Below are 13,429 nucleotides of genomic sequence, written 5' to 3'. Positions count from 1 at the left end.
TGCTAAGACCATACTTTCAGTCCTTCGCTGCAGTTGCGGCATATGTCTATGTTTTTGCGGGCATGCAACAACTGTTGTCTAAAATGCTGGTAGGTTGGCGAGTACCAAATATCCTTGATGCTCTGCCGGGGAAATTGCCCCATTTGATGCTGGGCGTCTTTGTCGAAACAGCAAGGCACCAGTCGCCCGTCCCAAGTCATGACAAAGCCATTCCACATGCGCCAACACTGGTTTTTCAAAGGGTTTTTGATGCTATATTTGCCGTTGGGCAGGCGGCGGTAGCGGCTGTAGCGCTCGATGGTAGGGATGAGCGGCGAGCCGTTTTCAAAGTCATAGATTTGAGCTGTTTTGAGCACCAAGCGGTCGGCGCCCACCTCTTTTGCCAACTGGCGAACTGCCGGTATTTCGTGCTCATTGGGGCGCACCACCAAAAACTGCAAAACTATTTCAGGCGTCAGGCTGTCAAGCTCTTTTTTCCAATGAATCACTTCCTGTATGCCTTCCAGCACTTGTTTTAGTTTGCCCCCTTTGCGGTAAGCAGCATAACTCTGTTGAGTGACGCCATCGATAGAGATGATGAGGCGGTCCAAGCCGGAAACTACTGTGAGATGTGCCCGCCGGCTGTCCAAAAAGTGCCCGTTGGTAGAGGTGATGGTAAATAGACCTTTGCGCCGGGCATAATCGACCAATTCAAAGAAGTGTGGATGTAAATAGGGTTCCCCTTGAAAGTAAAGGGTAAGGAAAAGGGCTTGTGGCGCTACTTCGTCTATCATACGGCGGTAGAGCTCAACCGATAGGTTGCCGGTTGGGCGGCTGAATTGGCGCAGCCCACTGGGGCACTCAGGACAGCGTAAATTACACGCTGTAGTGGGCTCTATGGCAATGGCAGCCGGAGCGCCCCATACAAACGGGCGGCTGAGTGTTTTGGATACATGAAAGCTAAGCCATAATTTGAACAAATTCAGCAGTCGCCGCATGCTGAGCTTGCGCATGCAGTGAACATACCACGCCAGCTGCTTACGCATGGCTCTTTTCGTTCTCTTTGGTTGCCAGTTGTCCGCAGGCAGCGTCTATGTCTTTTCCGCGGCTGCGACGTACTTTCACTACCACCCCTTGCTTTTCCAAGAAGCCGGCAAAAGCAGCGAGGCGTTCGGGAGTGGTATTTTGAAATTGCGCTTTGTCGATAGGGTTATATTCAATGATATTGACCTTGGAAGGTACCTTTCGCACGATTTTGAGCAACTTGCGGGCATCGTCGAGCGAGTCGTTGAAATCACGAAAAACGATATATTCGAAAGTAACCGGCTGTTTGGTTTGTTGGTAGTAGTACTGCAGCGCTTCGATGAGCGCAGCAAGTGAGTTTTGTTCGTTGATGGGCATGATTTGGCTGCGCTTAGAGTCATCGGCAGCATGCAGTGAGAGTGCCAAGTTGAACTTGCGCTGCTCGTCTCCGATGCGTTTTATCATCTTTGCAATGCCAGCAGTTGACACCGTGATGCGCTTGGCAGAGAAGTTCCAGCCATCTGCACTGCTGATGATTTCGGTAGAACGCATTACTTCCGAGTAATTGAGTAAGGGTTCGCCCATGCCCATATAAACAATGTTGGTCAGTGCCTTGCCATAATGTTGCAGTGCCAGGCGGTTCACCTCTATTACTTGGTCATAAATTTCGGCAGCCGTAAGGTTGCGTTCACGCTTCATATAGCCAGTAGCGCAAAACTTACACGTGAGCGAGCATCCTACCTGCGAAGAAACACAGGCAGTCATGCGGTTTTCTGTAGGGATGAGCACACTTTCAATCAGATGTCCGTCGTGTAGGCGGAAGGTACATTTAATCGTGCCGTCGGCACTCTTCTGGGCACGGCTCAGTTGTATGGGGCGTATGTCGAAATGTTCAGCAAGGCTTGCACGCAAAGCTTTGGGCAGGTTGGTCATCTCGTCAAAACGGCGGCATTCTTTCTGCCAAATCCACTGTGCTATTTGCTTAGCACGAAAAGCAGGCTGCCCGATTTCCTTTAAACACTGTTCCAGTGCTTCGTTTGTGAGTGTGCGTATATCTTTTTTCCCGGCTTGCATGTGTCTTACCTTCTGTAAATTGTAAACCCATTGGGGGGTGAAGTAGTTTCTTATCAAATAAAGCGTTTGTCTATTTTCTTGGCTTCTGCCACAAATTCCTTTACGCGTTGCTCTTGGTCTTGTCGACAGATAAGCAGCACCCCTTCGTGCTCGGCTACGATGAAACCTTCAAGCCCTTGAATCACTACCAGTTGGTCTTTGGGTGTCTTTACGATGCACTGTTGGCTGTCATAGGCAAGCACAGTGCCTTGTATGACGTTTTGCTGGTCGTCTTTGGGTGCCAACTCATAGAGCGACTTCCAAGTGCCTAAATCAGACCAGCCGCAATCTACGGGTATCACATAGACATTATCGGCTTTTTCCATGATGGCATAGTCGATAGATATTTTTTTGCAGAGCGGATAGGCTTGTTCTACAGCTTCTCTTTCCGATTCGGTAAAAAAGTGGTCTTCTATTTCTTCAAATACTTCTGCTATTTCGGGGGCATATCGCTGAAATGCTTTTTTGATGCTTTCTACATGCCAAATAAAAATGCCTGCATTCCACACGAAGTCTCCACTTTCAAGAAACTTTTTTGCCAGTTCCAAGTTGGGTTTTTCGGTAAAGGTTTTTACCGGAAGCAGAGGATAGGGTTTGAATTTCTGAAACAGCCCACTGGGCTGTTGGTATTGGATATAGCCGTAGCCTGTGTCGGGGCGGTTAGGCTTGATGCCTAAGGTAACCAGTACATCTTTCTTGTGTGCATGTTTTACGGCAGTACGTATGGCTTTTTGGAAGCGCTCCACATTCTGAATGACATGGTCGGCAGGGGTAACCACTGTAACCGCATCGGGGTTTTTTTGCGCTATTTTGTAGCAGGCATAAGCAATGCAAGGGGCTGTGTTACGGCGGCTGGGTTCTGCCAGTATTTGTTCATGGGACAAAAAAGGCAGATGTTCTTTTACTTTATCTACATATTTTTTGTGAGTTACCACATAAATATTTTCCGGAGAGCAGATGCCTTCGAAACGTTCGACAGTTTCTTGAATCATGCTTTTACCTCTGCCCAAGATGTCGTGGAACTGTTTAGGCGAGTGCTCACGGCTGAAGGGCCAAAAGCGGGAACCCACGCCCCCCGCCATGATGATGGTGTAAAAAGAAGTGTCACTCATAAGTTTGGCGCATTACTGGAAAGCAAAGATACTGACTTCTTCAAAATAAGCGCTTTTGGCAAAGTGGCGTTTTGGAGCAAAGGAATAATTTTTTAAAATTTTCTTTTCTTTGCTTAGAATCAAAAGACTTTACCCAAACTAAGCCACCGTTGTCATGAGTACTTCGAATCGAAAAATTCGCAAAATATTGGTTGCCAATCGCGGCGAAATAGCTTTGCGCATCATGCGTTCGGCAAAAGAGATGGGCATTCGCACCGTTGCCATATATAGTGAAGCCGACCGCGAAGCATTGCATGTGCGCTATGCCGATGAAGCCGTATGTGTTGGACCCGCCCCCTCTTCGGAGTCTTATTTGCGAATCGACCGTATTTTAGAAGCTTGTCGCCAAACTGGTGCCGATGCGGTACATCCCGGCTATGGCTTTTTGTCGGAGAACGCCCATTTTGCACGTGCCGTCGAAGAGGCAGGACTCATCTTTATCGGTCCTTCGCCGCAGAGCATAGAACTGATGGGAAGCAAGCTGGCAGCTAAAGAAGCAGCAAAGAAACAAGGCGTACCCTTAGTGCCCGGCACTGCCGAGGCTCTTACTGATGTGGAAGAAGGCAAACGCATTGCGCGGGAGATAGGTTATCCGGTGCTTATCAAAGCAAGTGCCGGCGGAGGAGGAAAAGGTATGCGTGTAGTAGAAAAGGAAGAGGACTTTGCAGAACAAATGGAGCGTGCAATAAGTGAGGCGATTTCTGCTTTTGGTGATGGGGCAGTGTTTATTGAAAAATACATTGCTTCGCCCAAGCACATCGAAATACAAGTGCTGGGCGACCGTTACGGCAAGGTGGTGTATCTCTTTGAGCGGGAGTGCTCAATACAACGCCGCCATCAAAAGGTGATAGAAGAAGCTCCTTCGGCGGTAGTGGATGAAAACATGCGGCGTGCTATGGGAGAAGCCGCTGTGCGTGTGGCAAAAGCTTGCGGCTATTACAATGCCGGTACGGTGGAGTTTATCGTGGACGAGCAGCGCAACTTCTACTTCCTTGAAATGAACACCCGCTTGCAAGTAGAACATCCTGTCACGGAAATGATTACAGGCATTGATTTGGTCAAAGAGCAAATCAGGATAGCCGAAGGGCAGCCGCTGCGTTTTAGCCAAGAAGAGTTGAAAATAAACGGGCATGCCATTGAGGTGCGTGTATATGCCGAAGACCCACGCAATAACTTCTTGCCCAATGTGGGCAAGCTGCTTAGTTATGAGCGCCCGCAAGGTCCCGGCGTGCGTGTTGACGATGCTTTCGAGGCAGGCATGCAAGTGCCTATTTACTACGACCCCATGATTGCCAAGCTGATAGTGCATGCTCCAAGCCGCCAAGAAGCCATTGACCGCATGTTGCGTGCGATTGGCGAATATAAAATCACAGGTATTGCCACCACCCTCGATTTCTGTGCTTTTGCTTTACAGCACCCTGCTTTTACAGATGGCAGCTTCGATACCAATTTTGTGAAGCAATACTTCACGCCCGAAGTACTCAATTCAGCATTGACAGAGGAAGAACTTCAAACAGCCGCTGCTTTTGTAGCACATCTGTGGAATGAACAAAAAGGACAAAGCCAAGTGCTCAACAACGGCGCACCCGCAAACAGCCAAAGCTGTAAGCGCAGTTGGAAAATTGCCCGACGTAACATATAGTACCCAATTTGCCAAGCATCATCTATGAATTTTTGCAATGGAAGAACGTTTTTTTGACCCGGAATTAGACGACTGGTTTTTTGAGGCAGACCAGCTGTTGAAAGATAACCGCATAGGTAGTAGCGTAGAGTTGCTGAATCGTATTCTTGCCCGTGAGCCGGCTTATGGGCGTGCCTACAACCATTTGGCATGGGTGTATGAAGTAAAGTATCAGAACTTGGAAAAGGCTTGGGAGCTGTATCGTTTGGCACTCAAGTATGCCCCCGATTACTTGCCTGTGTATTTGAATGCCATCGTCTGTTTGTCGAAAATGGAGCGCTTCGAGGAACTGAAAGAGTTGCTCGAACAAGCACGACAAGTGCCGGGCATCAGCCGCTCGCACTTGCTGGGTGAAGAAGCCATCATGTACGAAATGCAGCAAGAATATCTTAAGGCAATGGATACCTACAAGCAAGCCATTGCCTTCACACTCTCCGACGATGACATCGATTACTACAAAAAATGCATAGAGCGTTGTCAGCGCAAGATAAACATCCTAAACGAGTATGACCGATGAAGGCAAGAAGCTTTCTTTTCTTAGACGCCATGGCTGTTTTTTTCTTGGGTTATGTGTTTTTGTGGGTAGTTTTTGACAGAAACCTAAGTACTTGGAGCTGGGTGGTACTGCTGTTGTTTACCCTGTCTGCGGCTTGGCGCATCTACCGCATTCGCTCCCTGATGGCGCATGAGTTTGTAGCAGAAAAAGCAAGGCAGTACAAGCGCGTGCAGTGGTTGGCTTCCATTCCTATGTATGCAGTACTGTTATTGGTGTTGCTGTTGTTGAGTGTATTGTTCTATGTTGCCTATCTGGTGAATCAGCTGGACAACGAAGCCCTGCAAAACCTTGTATATGAATTGCTGGATAGGGACAGTCTGTTGCGCCGTCTGGTTGATATTTATGGGCTCACCCCTACGGCTTTGCTTGCTACCCTGCTGGCAGTGGCTGGTGCAAGCCGTCTGATTGGCTGGGCTTGGTTTATCAGAAGGTTAAAGTGAAGATTTGTATTGCTTATATAGCTGTATAAGGGCATCGTAAAGCAAGGCGCCTTGCAGCTCATAACCGGGCAACAACAGATGCACTAAGTCGGGATTTGCCAAGCCCGCATTTTTCCATGCTACAATACTGCCGCTGCCTCCCATGACGGCAAACCAATCCCAAAGCAATAGGTCTTCTTCTTGTGCCAGCTCTTTAAGTCGTTGTACAGCTGTCGCGATGTGTGGGTTAGCGTATTGGCGTTGGAAGTAGCAGTCGCCGGGGGTAGTCAGCAAGATGTTGCAGCTGGGAGCTGCTTTGCGGATGCGTCGCACCAGCTCGCGGTAGTCTTCTTTAAATTGGCGGTCGTTGAATTTTTGTCGGTAGGCATCGTTGGTGCCAAGCGAAACAATGACCAAATCTGGGGCAAGCGCTGCAATCTGCTCTATCAGTTCCGGGCATCGTAAATAGGAAGCTACTGTAGCGCCGTTCAGTCCTGCCGAGTGATAGAGCACCCCGCTGTTGTTGTTTTCTACGATAATGCCTTGCAGACGAAAGAAACGCTGTGTAAGCTGCAGCCGCTGAAAACCGAGTGTGTAGGGAGGCGGCGCATCTACTAAAAATTCGGCATAGCCTTGACGGTGAATCCGTCGGGGTAGATGCCAGCGCATGCCTGCCCACAACACAGGATAATAGCTGCTGTTGTTTTGTGTGTCATAATATATTTTGATGCGCCGGCAGGAAGTATACATCGAATCGAGGTTGAAGGTGTAAGTAGCCGTTGGCTGAAAGGTGAGGGCACTCATGCCGGCAATGCCACAGGAGCAGCTGTCGCTGAGGATGCTGCGGCAGCCGTGCCAGCTGCCAAAATAATACTGTCCGGGAATGTTGAGCGGGTCGGCGCCTGCGCCAGCTAAGCGTGCTGGGAAAAAATAACCACGCCCGGCATTGCCCAATAAGGGGTTCTGTTGGAGTAGTTGCCGCAGTTTATGAGGAAAGAAATCGGCTTGTATGTGAGAGTCGCCAAGGTGTAGAATGCGTAACGAGCGGCTGCGGTGTTTTATGAGGCTGTCGAATGCCTGCAAAAAGTGCTTGTAGGCGTGGCTTGTATCATAGATGATAACATTGGCATTGCTGTCTATAGGAACGCGTGAGCTATAGGATGCCTGCAATGCAAATGGTGCCTGTTGCCGACAGTAGAGCATACTCGACACCAGCAGCAAACTAAAAACGAGGCTTCTGTGCCATTTTGTAAAGCTCATATTCATACATCAAGGCTTCATAAAGCATCTCTGATACCAAGCGTGCCCCACGCGGAGTGAAGTGTGTATAGTCTTTGTTGGCAAGTTTTTCTTTTACCCATGAGGGCATGGAGTTGAGTCCACCCATGGCTTGAAACAAATCCCAAAAAGCACACCCCGCCCGGAAAGCAGCTTGGCGCTGAGCATCTCTTAATTTATCGATGTTTTTTAAAGAAACATAATGAATGCCGTCTTTTTTGGAGCGGTCGGAGGTGCTGATGACTAAAATGGGGATGTCGGGTGCCAAGTCGCGGAAGTATTTCAGCTGCTTGTAAAACTGCTCTTCATAGAAGGTATAGTCCTCGGCTTCGCCCACATTGACTCCAAACTCAAAAATCAACAGTTTCACATTGAGCTTTTTGAGTTGATTACGCAAATGGTCAGCAGGTATTTTGGTAAATTCCAAGCCGGAACTGCCTCGTATCGGCACGTTGTCCACCACTATACCTCTGCGGCACTCCAAGCTGCTACCGTACACTTCAAGCATTCCTTCGGCTTTAAAATGTATGCCTATGTTTTGAAAGTCGTCCGGCACGTCACATACCATCAGCTGCAACGATTCGCTTGGCTCAAAGCGCTGCTGGCAGCTGAGCTTACCGTTGTGCAGCACTTGCACTTCTACTGCTTTCGTGGGGTTGCGGAACAATACTTTCACCCTTTGCACTTCACGGTCATTAGCATGAGCTTGTTCGGAACGGTGATATACGGTGCCTATTTGAATACCAACAGCCGGCGGGGGATTATGCTTTGCTCGTTTGCTCAACCCAGAAGTGTCGGCTTCGGCATACAATGAAAGAGTGTCGTTATATAGCGTTTTTTCTTTTTTTCCGCTTGTACTTGTTATGATATGGAGTGTTTTATCTTTGATGGTAGGCACGAAGACATACATGTTGCCCAGTAAACCAAAGTATTTGGAAGGAGCTTGCTTGGAGTGTTTCCCGAAAAGCGGGTACCATTGCCAATGTTTGTCGTTGGTTTGATAAATAGATATTTTGGCATTCAGGTGATTGGTGATGCCTTGCAGCCCAGGACCACACCCTCCAAATCGACTTTGCAGGCTGTGGCGCAGCTCTGCTGTGATGCGGTCGCCTTCCAATTGCGAGTCCCCGAAATGTATGACATGAATGCTTTCTTGAAGCTGCCCGCTTTTGAGGGCATCCAAGAGGCGAAAGAAAGGATAGAGCAGCGTGTCCTGTCCCGGGGCATAGTCGAAGCGCCCGGCTTGTGGCTCCGGTGGAGGCTGCATGGTGCTGTCGGGGTGGGGAAGGGTGTCTATTGGCGCTGGAGGGGTCTCAGGCTGTTCCAGCCGTTTGGTAATGATTTCTATATCGGCATATTGAGGGGCTTCTTTCAGAATGGTATTTTGCCAAGTGGGAAAACGCAGTTGCCAAGCTGCCAGTGTGAGCTGTTCAGGCATGAAACTCATCAACAAGGCAAACAACAGCCCGACAAGCAGCAGCAAAACAAAAGGACGAATCGGCTGAACCATCATTGGCAAGGTTAATGCAATTGCTAAATGAGTGCGAAATGATTACTTTCGTTCGACAAAGCTATAAGAATTTATGTACACCAAGAAACTTCGTTTAAGAATTCCCCTTGGGCTTGTTTTGATGAATTGCCTTGAAGATATGCAGTGGAGGAAACTAGTAATTGCCACATTGGGTACTTGGCTTTGCATGAGTAGTAGCGCGGCATATTCGCTTCATAGGCTTGATTCTTTGTCAAGCGAAAAGGAAAATAGCTTTCAAAAGCATATTCGCTACACAAGCAGCTTCTCTTTCATTGAATACGACAAAAACCACTGGCAGTGGTTCGAGATGCCCGTTATGAGGCATTTTTTTGAGCGCTTCTCACAAGCCCGTAGCCGTAAGGTAAGGGTTCTTCACTTGGGCGACTCGCATGTACATTACGACCTGCAAACACGCCTTATCCGTGAGCGTATAGCTGACATTTGGGGGAATGGTGGCATCGGGTGGCTTGTACCTTACTCTATTGCCCACACCCATGGAACGGTAGATTACCGCTCATCACACCGTGGTGTGTGGCAATCGGCGCTTATCACTAAATACAACCCTACTTTTCCTTTGGGCAGTAGCGGTGTAACTGTGTACACCGAAGACCCGCAGGCTTCATTCATCATTCAAATGCAAAAAGGCAGCTATGCCCCCTCGCATCGCAAGCTGCGCATTTTTTGCCGTGCCGACAGCAGCAGCTTCGATATACTGGTAAAGACCTCGCCTGTTGCTGCCCCCATCCATCTGCGTCCTGTGCCGGGAAAACCTTATGTAGAAACTGTACTGCCTGTTTTTGATGGCTACATAGAGGTGCAAGTGAACAAAAGCAGGGCTTCGCAGCACTTCTTTGAGTGTTATGGTCTGTGGCTTGAATCAGTAGAAGACAAAGGGGTAGTATATAGCTCGGCAGGGGTCAACGGAGCAAGCGTGGGGTCGTGGGCAAAAGAATCTTTGCTGGCAGAGGAAATGGCAATTTTGCAGCCCGATTTGGTGGTTCTGGATGTAGGAATCAATGACTTTTACCTTAGCAACTACTTCGATAGAAACAGTATGCGTCGCCAGCTTGTCTCTCTCATAGAGCGCATACGCGAACAGAGCCCTGGCACTGTCATCTTGCTTGTGTCGCCGCAGGATGCCTACCGCTACCGTCGCAACGTATCGGCATGCCGCGATTATGCCGCTCTGCTCAAAGAGATAGCACAGACTTACCATTGTGCCTTCTATGACTATTACCACGTCAGCGGTGGGCAATATTCTATGATGCGTTGGCTGCAGTCAGGGCTTGCTAAAAGAGACCGTATTCATTTGACCGATGCCGGTTATACCGTAAAAGGGGAATTGTACGTAAATGCCTTCTTAAACAGTATGGTGATGGCATTAAGTGTGGAGCAGTTGGCTACTCTCACTTGGCAACAGGCAGGCGATACTCTCAAGGAAACTATGGTATTGCCCCCCAAAAAGGAAGAATCAACTTACCAAAAGGCATTCTACACTGCCTCCGAAGAGACACCCGCACACACATACACTGTGCGCAAAGGCGATTCTTTGGGAAAAATAGCCCAACTATATGGGGTGAGCATTGCCGACCTTCAACGTTGGAACGGCTTGCCCAATTACTTCATCTATCCCGGGCAAAAGCTTATGGTGTATTCCAAGCACCAGCCCTCTGCCACAGTCCCTGCCAAGCATTATGTGCAGCGGGGCGATACTTTGTGGAGTATTGCCCGGCGCTATGGAGTATCGGTCGAGTATCTGAAAAAAATCAACGGCTTACAAAGTGATGCCCTGCGTGTAGGGACTTACCTCAAGATTCGTCCATAGGCACCAAGAATCGGATATGCTTACGTGTGGCTTGCTGTAAAATCACTGGGCGCTTGCCTTTTACTTCTTCATAAAGAGCCGAATCATAGTTTAAAATGGTGATTAGCAGTAGGTTTTTATTGTAAGCAATGCTGAAGTCTTCTTGCAGCAGCTGGCGCAGTTCTTCTACATACTCTGGGCGGTCATCGAAACACACCGAAAGCGAAAGTGCCGAGCTTTGAATCAGGTTGAGCTTCAAGTGCAGACGGTGGCAGGCATCCAGCACATAACTGATGCGCTCTTCTGTGATGAATGCCAAGTCCTTGACAGCGAAACTGACCAGACATTGATTTTCTTTGCGAATGACGCAAGCTTTTTGAATATTGCCACCTTCGGCATCGATGCGTGTACCGTTCTTGGTGGGGGTTAAAAAAGAACGCACCAAAAGAGGTATGTTTTTGCTTGCCAACGGGCGGATGGTATTGGGGTGAATCACACTGGCGCCATAAAAAGTCATCTCGGCAGCTTGACGGTACGATAAGTGCTCAAACAGAGAAGCAAAGGCATAATGCTTGGGGTCGGCATTCAATACGCCCGGCACATCTTTCCAAACAGTAACACTTTCGGCATTGAGGGCAGCAGCAAAAAGCGCAGCCGAGTAGTCAGAGCCTTCACGCCCCAAGGTGGTGGTGCGCCCGCCAAGCGTGCCACCAATAAACCCTTGCGTAACGACGATTTGCTCCTGTAGCACCGGACGCAGTTCGGTTTGAATCAGATGTTCACTCCATGCCCAATCTACCTGAGCCTTACGCCAGCTCGTATCGGTTTTTATGTAATCTCGGGCATCTATCCACCGATGCGCTATGCCACTGCTCTGTAAGAAATGGCTAATGAGCGTGCTAGACAACAGTTCGCCGAAAGAAACTACTTGGTCGTAAGACTCATGATAATTTTCGGGGCGGGTGTGGTGTAGAAGCGTATAACGAAGCCGGACAAATAGCCGCTCCATAGCCTGAAAGGCGGGGTGCCCTTCTGGAAAAAGCGCTCGGGCAGCATTCATATGATAGTCATAGAGCGTGCGAAAATCTTGCTCATAATCTTTTTTGGCAAAATAGTTATCCAGCAACTTTTCCAAAGCATTGGTGGTTTTGCCCATAGCCGAAACCACCACCAGCAGCTCCCGGGGGCTACCTTGCGTTTGAATAATATGCGCTACATTTCGGATGGCTTCTGCATCCTTCACAGAAGCACCGCCAAACTTGAATACTTTCATAAACAAAGAAAAGTGTGAATGCAGTTATCTAAAAAAGCAGTTTATAGAAACGAGGAAGATGCAGTTGATTCTTTTGTGCCTTTAGGCGGAACCATAAAACCAAAAAAAGCACCGGCACCTCCACCCATAATGTGGGCAAATTGTGAAATATTGTCATTAGAAAACGCCTGCACCACTTCTTGTCCGATATAGAGCACCAACACCAGCAAGAACGTAAGCGGCAAGGTGCCTCTTTGAACATTCACAAACGATGCCAGTACAATCATCATAAAAACGACACCACTGGCGCCAATAAGACCCGTATCAAAAAAAATGGCATTGAGCAGCCCCCCAAGCAGGGCAGTAAGCACAATCATGTAAAACATTTGCTTAGAGCCATATTTTTCTTCCAAAATGGGTCCTATGAGCAGCATAAGAGAAAAGTTGCCAAAATAATGCTCCCAGCTACTGTGCCCAAGAATGTGGATAATAAAAGCGGGGTAGTGTATCCATGGCACATCAAAGACGGGCGGGGCTATGAGTAAATTAAGAAGCCCCGGCATCCAGTCGCAAAGCAAACGGATGCCGGCAGCTATGAAAGTAAAGGTCAAAGTTACCGGAGCATTGTAACTGATGCGCATAGGTGTCCACTATAAAGGGTCAGCAGTTACTTGAAAGGTCATATCGGCACGGAAGGTAATTTCATAGAGAGGGACCTCCCGCATGATTACCTCCGCTTCCACCTCAAATTCATCTTGTTTTATGTAGCTGTCCAGATTGTCGGGGGTAGGTGTGAGGGTAAGTGTTTTGCCTGCCGCGGTAGATATCTCACCACTTTCGGCAAGCAACTTTTTGGGCTGCCCCGAAGCAGATATGTAAAGCTTAATGCTTTTGAACATCTTGAAGTTAGCCTGTGAGGGGGCGGTGATGTTTAGTGTCAGCTTTTTGAGGATGATATTTTTTACTTTGTCTTTACTTGTGCCGTTGTTTTGGAATTTCTGAGAAGCGTTGGTTTGCACCGGTGGGGTAGGCACATTGAAGGGGGTGTTTACGCCTACGGCAGAAGGTACAGTAAAACTACTGCTGTAGTCTATGTTAAAAGTGAGCAGGTCTTCTATTACCTTTTTGCAGGCAGAAGACCAACAGAGTACCATACCGGATATCATGAGCAAAGTGGCTACTGTTTTTAGCTTCTTTTTCATGCCTCTTTAAGTTTTGAGGAGTTTACTTGTTTTCTTTTACTTCTTCCACAATATGAAGTTGGCGGAGATGGTAGAGGTGTATTTCTGGGTTATTTTTATAAATACGCATCTTTCCGCTAACATACACAGTTTTTCCTGTCAGGCTTTCCCATTTATATTTTTTGTAGGATTTAGGCAGTTTTTCACGCCATATGACCAGCGTCATGTCTTGATAAGGATAAGGACGCCCCATATTTAAAAAAACAGGCTGTCCTGCTGTGCTTTTTGCCGATATCACTACCTGTGCAACAACGCCCTTTACTACAACCTCTTCGCCTACATGAAGAACAGCTTCATGCGAGGCTATGGTGTCGAGCACAATACGCTGCGCATAGGTGCCAGTAATACCAAGACACCACAGAAGAAGGGCTGCTACAAGACGACTACCGTCTCTTATCAAG

13 protein-coding genes are annotated in these 13,429 nt (G+C 48.1%); 4 read left to right on the top strand and 9 right to left on the bottom strand.

The window, feature by feature from the left end:
- Window positions 1–2: 2 nt before the first annotated feature.
- Genes FHS56_RS08050 through FHS56_RS08040 form a run of 3 tightly spaced genes read right to left on the bottom strand, consistent with a single transcriptional unit; the run spans window position 3 to window position 3,227 of the window.
- The gene (locus FHS56_RS08050; RefSeq protein WP_166919509.1) at window positions 3–1,025 is read right to left on the bottom strand and encodes a radical SAM/SPASM domain-containing protein; all 1,023 of its coding nucleotides are present in this window, start codon (window positions 1,023–1,025) and stop codon (window positions 3–5) included.
- Entirely contained in the window at window positions 1,018–2,076 is a 1,059-nt protein-coding gene (gene rlmN / locus FHS56_RS08045; protein WP_166920202.1) for a 23S rRNA (adenine(2503)-C(2))-methyltransferase RlmN, read from the bottom strand. Before rlmN ends, FHS56_RS08050 begins: the two co-directional genes overlap by 8 nt.
- Window positions 2,077–2,129: 53 nt before the next feature.
- Window positions 2,130–3,227 carry a mannose-1-phosphate guanylyltransferase gene (locus tag FHS56_RS08040; protein ID WP_166919507.1) on the bottom strand — a complete coding sequence of 366 codons (1,098 nt, stop codon included), beginning with the start codon at window positions 3,225–3,227 and terminating at the stop codon, window positions 2,130–2,132.
- A 154-nt stretch (window positions 3,228–3,381) separates the two neighbouring features.
- Between FHS56_RS08040 and accC the strand changes: the two genes are divergently transcribed.
- From accC to FHS56_RS08025, 3 genes are read left to right on the top strand one after another with little or no spacing between them, the layout of a single operon-like run.
- The gene (gene accC, locus FHS56_RS08035; RefSeq protein ID WP_166919505.1) at window positions 3,382–4,908 is read left to right on the top strand and encodes an acetyl-CoA carboxylase biotin carboxylase subunit; all 1,527 of its coding nucleotides are present in this window, start codon (window positions 3,382–3,384) and stop codon (window positions 4,906–4,908) included.
- Between the two features lie 37 nt (window positions 4,909–4,945).
- A complete protein-coding gene (locus FHS56_RS08030; protein ID WP_166919503.1) occupies window positions 4,946–5,464 on the top strand; it encodes a tetratricopeptide repeat protein in 519 nt (172 codons plus the stop codon).
- Complete coding sequence (locus tag FHS56_RS08025) at window positions 5,461–5,943, top strand: hypothetical protein (protein ID WP_166919501.1); 483 nt, start codon at window positions 5,461–5,463, stop codon at window positions 5,941–5,943. Before FHS56_RS08030 ends, FHS56_RS08025 begins: the two co-directional genes overlap by 4 nt.
- Here the strand turns inward: FHS56_RS08025 and FHS56_RS08020 are convergent.
- Both FHS56_RS08020 and FHS56_RS08015 read right to left on the bottom strand, forming a co-directional pair.
- Window positions 5,935–7,182, bottom strand: coding sequence for a GDSL-type esterase/lipase family protein (locus FHS56_RS08020; RefSeq protein WP_166919499.1), 1,248 nt, complete (start codon window positions 7,180–7,182; stop codon window positions 5,935–5,937). The genes FHS56_RS08025 and FHS56_RS08020 overlap by 9 nt on opposite strands.
- The gene (locus FHS56_RS08015; RefSeq protein ID WP_166919497.1) at window positions 7,145–8,713 is read right to left on the bottom strand and encodes an SGNH/GDSL hydrolase family protein; all 1,569 of its coding nucleotides are present in this window, start codon (window positions 8,711–8,713) and stop codon (window positions 7,145–7,147) included. Before FHS56_RS08015 ends, FHS56_RS08020 begins: the two co-directional genes overlap by 38 nt.
- Window positions 8,714–9,047: 334 nt before the next feature.
- Between FHS56_RS08015 and FHS56_RS08010 the strand changes: the two genes are divergently transcribed.
- Window positions 9,048–10,556 (top strand): LysM peptidoglycan-binding domain-containing protein, encoded by a 1,509-nt coding sequence (locus tag FHS56_RS08010; protein WP_166919495.1) that lies wholly within the window; start codon window positions 9,048–9,050, stop codon window positions 10,554–10,556.
- Here FHS56_RS08010 and FHS56_RS08005 read toward each other — a convergent pair.
- From FHS56_RS08005 to FHS56_RS07990, 4 genes are read right to left on the bottom strand one after another with little or no spacing between them, the layout of a single operon-like run.
- Entirely contained in the window at window positions 10,540–11,808 is a 1,269-nt protein-coding gene (locus tag FHS56_RS08005) for an aspartate kinase (protein ID WP_166919493.1), read from the bottom strand. The genes FHS56_RS08010 and FHS56_RS08005 overlap by 17 nt on opposite strands.
- Window positions 11,809–11,849: 41 nt before the next feature.
- Window positions 11,850–12,428: a rhomboid family intramembrane serine protease gene (locus FHS56_RS08000; RefSeq protein ID WP_166919491.1), complete on the bottom strand. Its 579-nt coding sequence runs from the start codon at window positions 12,426–12,428 to the stop codon at window positions 11,850–11,852.
- A gap of 9 nt (window positions 12,429–12,437) precedes the next feature.
- Complete coding sequence (locus FHS56_RS07995) at window positions 12,438–12,989, bottom strand: hypothetical protein (RefSeq protein ID WP_166919489.1); 552 nt, start codon at window positions 12,987–12,989, stop codon at window positions 12,438–12,440.
- Between the two features lie 22 nt (window positions 12,990–13,011).
- The gene (locus FHS56_RS07990; protein WP_166919487.1) at window positions 13,012–13,428 is read right to left on the bottom strand and encodes a hypothetical protein; all 417 of its coding nucleotides are present in this window, start codon (window positions 13,426–13,428) and stop codon (window positions 13,012–13,014) included.
- Window position 13,429 lies beyond the last annotated feature (1 nt).

This window comes from Thermonema lapsum (assembly GCF_011761635.1).
In the GTDB taxonomy this organism is placed as follows: Bacteria; Bacteroidota; Bacteroidia; order Cytophagales; family Thermonemataceae; genus Thermonema; species Thermonema lapsum.
Note: the sequence above shows the minus strand (reverse complement) of the source record. Positions and strands in the feature narration are given on the sequence as shown.

Bases quoted from the DNA above. Each gene is read 5' to 3' on its own strand.
- FHS56_RS08050 (WP_166919509.1), bottom strand. From the start codon at position 1,025: ATGCGTAAGCAGCTGGCGTGGTATGTTCACTGCATGCGCAAGCTCAGC.
- rlmN (WP_166920202.1), bottom strand. From the start codon at position 2,076: ATGCAAGCCGGGAAAAAAGATATACGCACACTCACAAACGAAGCACTG.
- FHS56_RS08040 (WP_166919507.1), bottom strand. From the start codon at position 3,227: ATGAGTGACACTTCTTTTTACACCATCATCATGGCGGGGGGCGTGGGT.
- accC (WP_166919505.1), top strand. From the start codon at position 3,382: ATGAGTACTTCGAATCGAAAAATTCGCAAAATATTGGTTGCCAATCGC.
- FHS56_RS08030 (WP_166919503.1), top strand. From the start codon at position 4,946: ATGGAAGAACGTTTTTTTGACCCGGAATTAGACGACTGGTTTTTTGAG.
- FHS56_RS08025 (WP_166919501.1), top strand. From the start codon at position 5,461: ATGAAGGCAAGAAGCTTTCTTTTCTTAGACGCCATGGCTGTTTTTTTC.
- FHS56_RS08020 (WP_166919499.1), bottom strand. From the start codon at position 7,182: ATGAGCTTTACAAAATGGCACAGAAGCCTCGTTTTTAGTTTGCTGCTG.
- FHS56_RS08015 (WP_166919497.1), bottom strand. From the start codon at position 8,713: ATGATGGTTCAGCCGATTCGTCCTTTTGTTTTGCTGCTGCTTGTCGGG.
- FHS56_RS08010 (WP_166919495.1), top strand. From the start codon at position 9,048: ATGAGGCATTTTTTTGAGCGCTTCTCACAAGCCCGTAGCCGTAAGGTA.
- FHS56_RS08005 (WP_166919493.1), bottom strand. From the start codon at position 11,808: ATGAAAGTATTCAAGTTTGGCGGTGCTTCTGTGAAGGATGCAGAAGCC.
- FHS56_RS08000 (WP_166919491.1), bottom strand. From the start codon at position 12,428: ATGCGCATCAGTTACAATGCTCCGGTAACTTTGACCTTTACTTTCATA.
- FHS56_RS07995 (WP_166919489.1), bottom strand. From the start codon at position 12,989: ATGAAAAAGAAGCTAAAAACAGTAGCCACTTTGCTCATGATATCCGGT.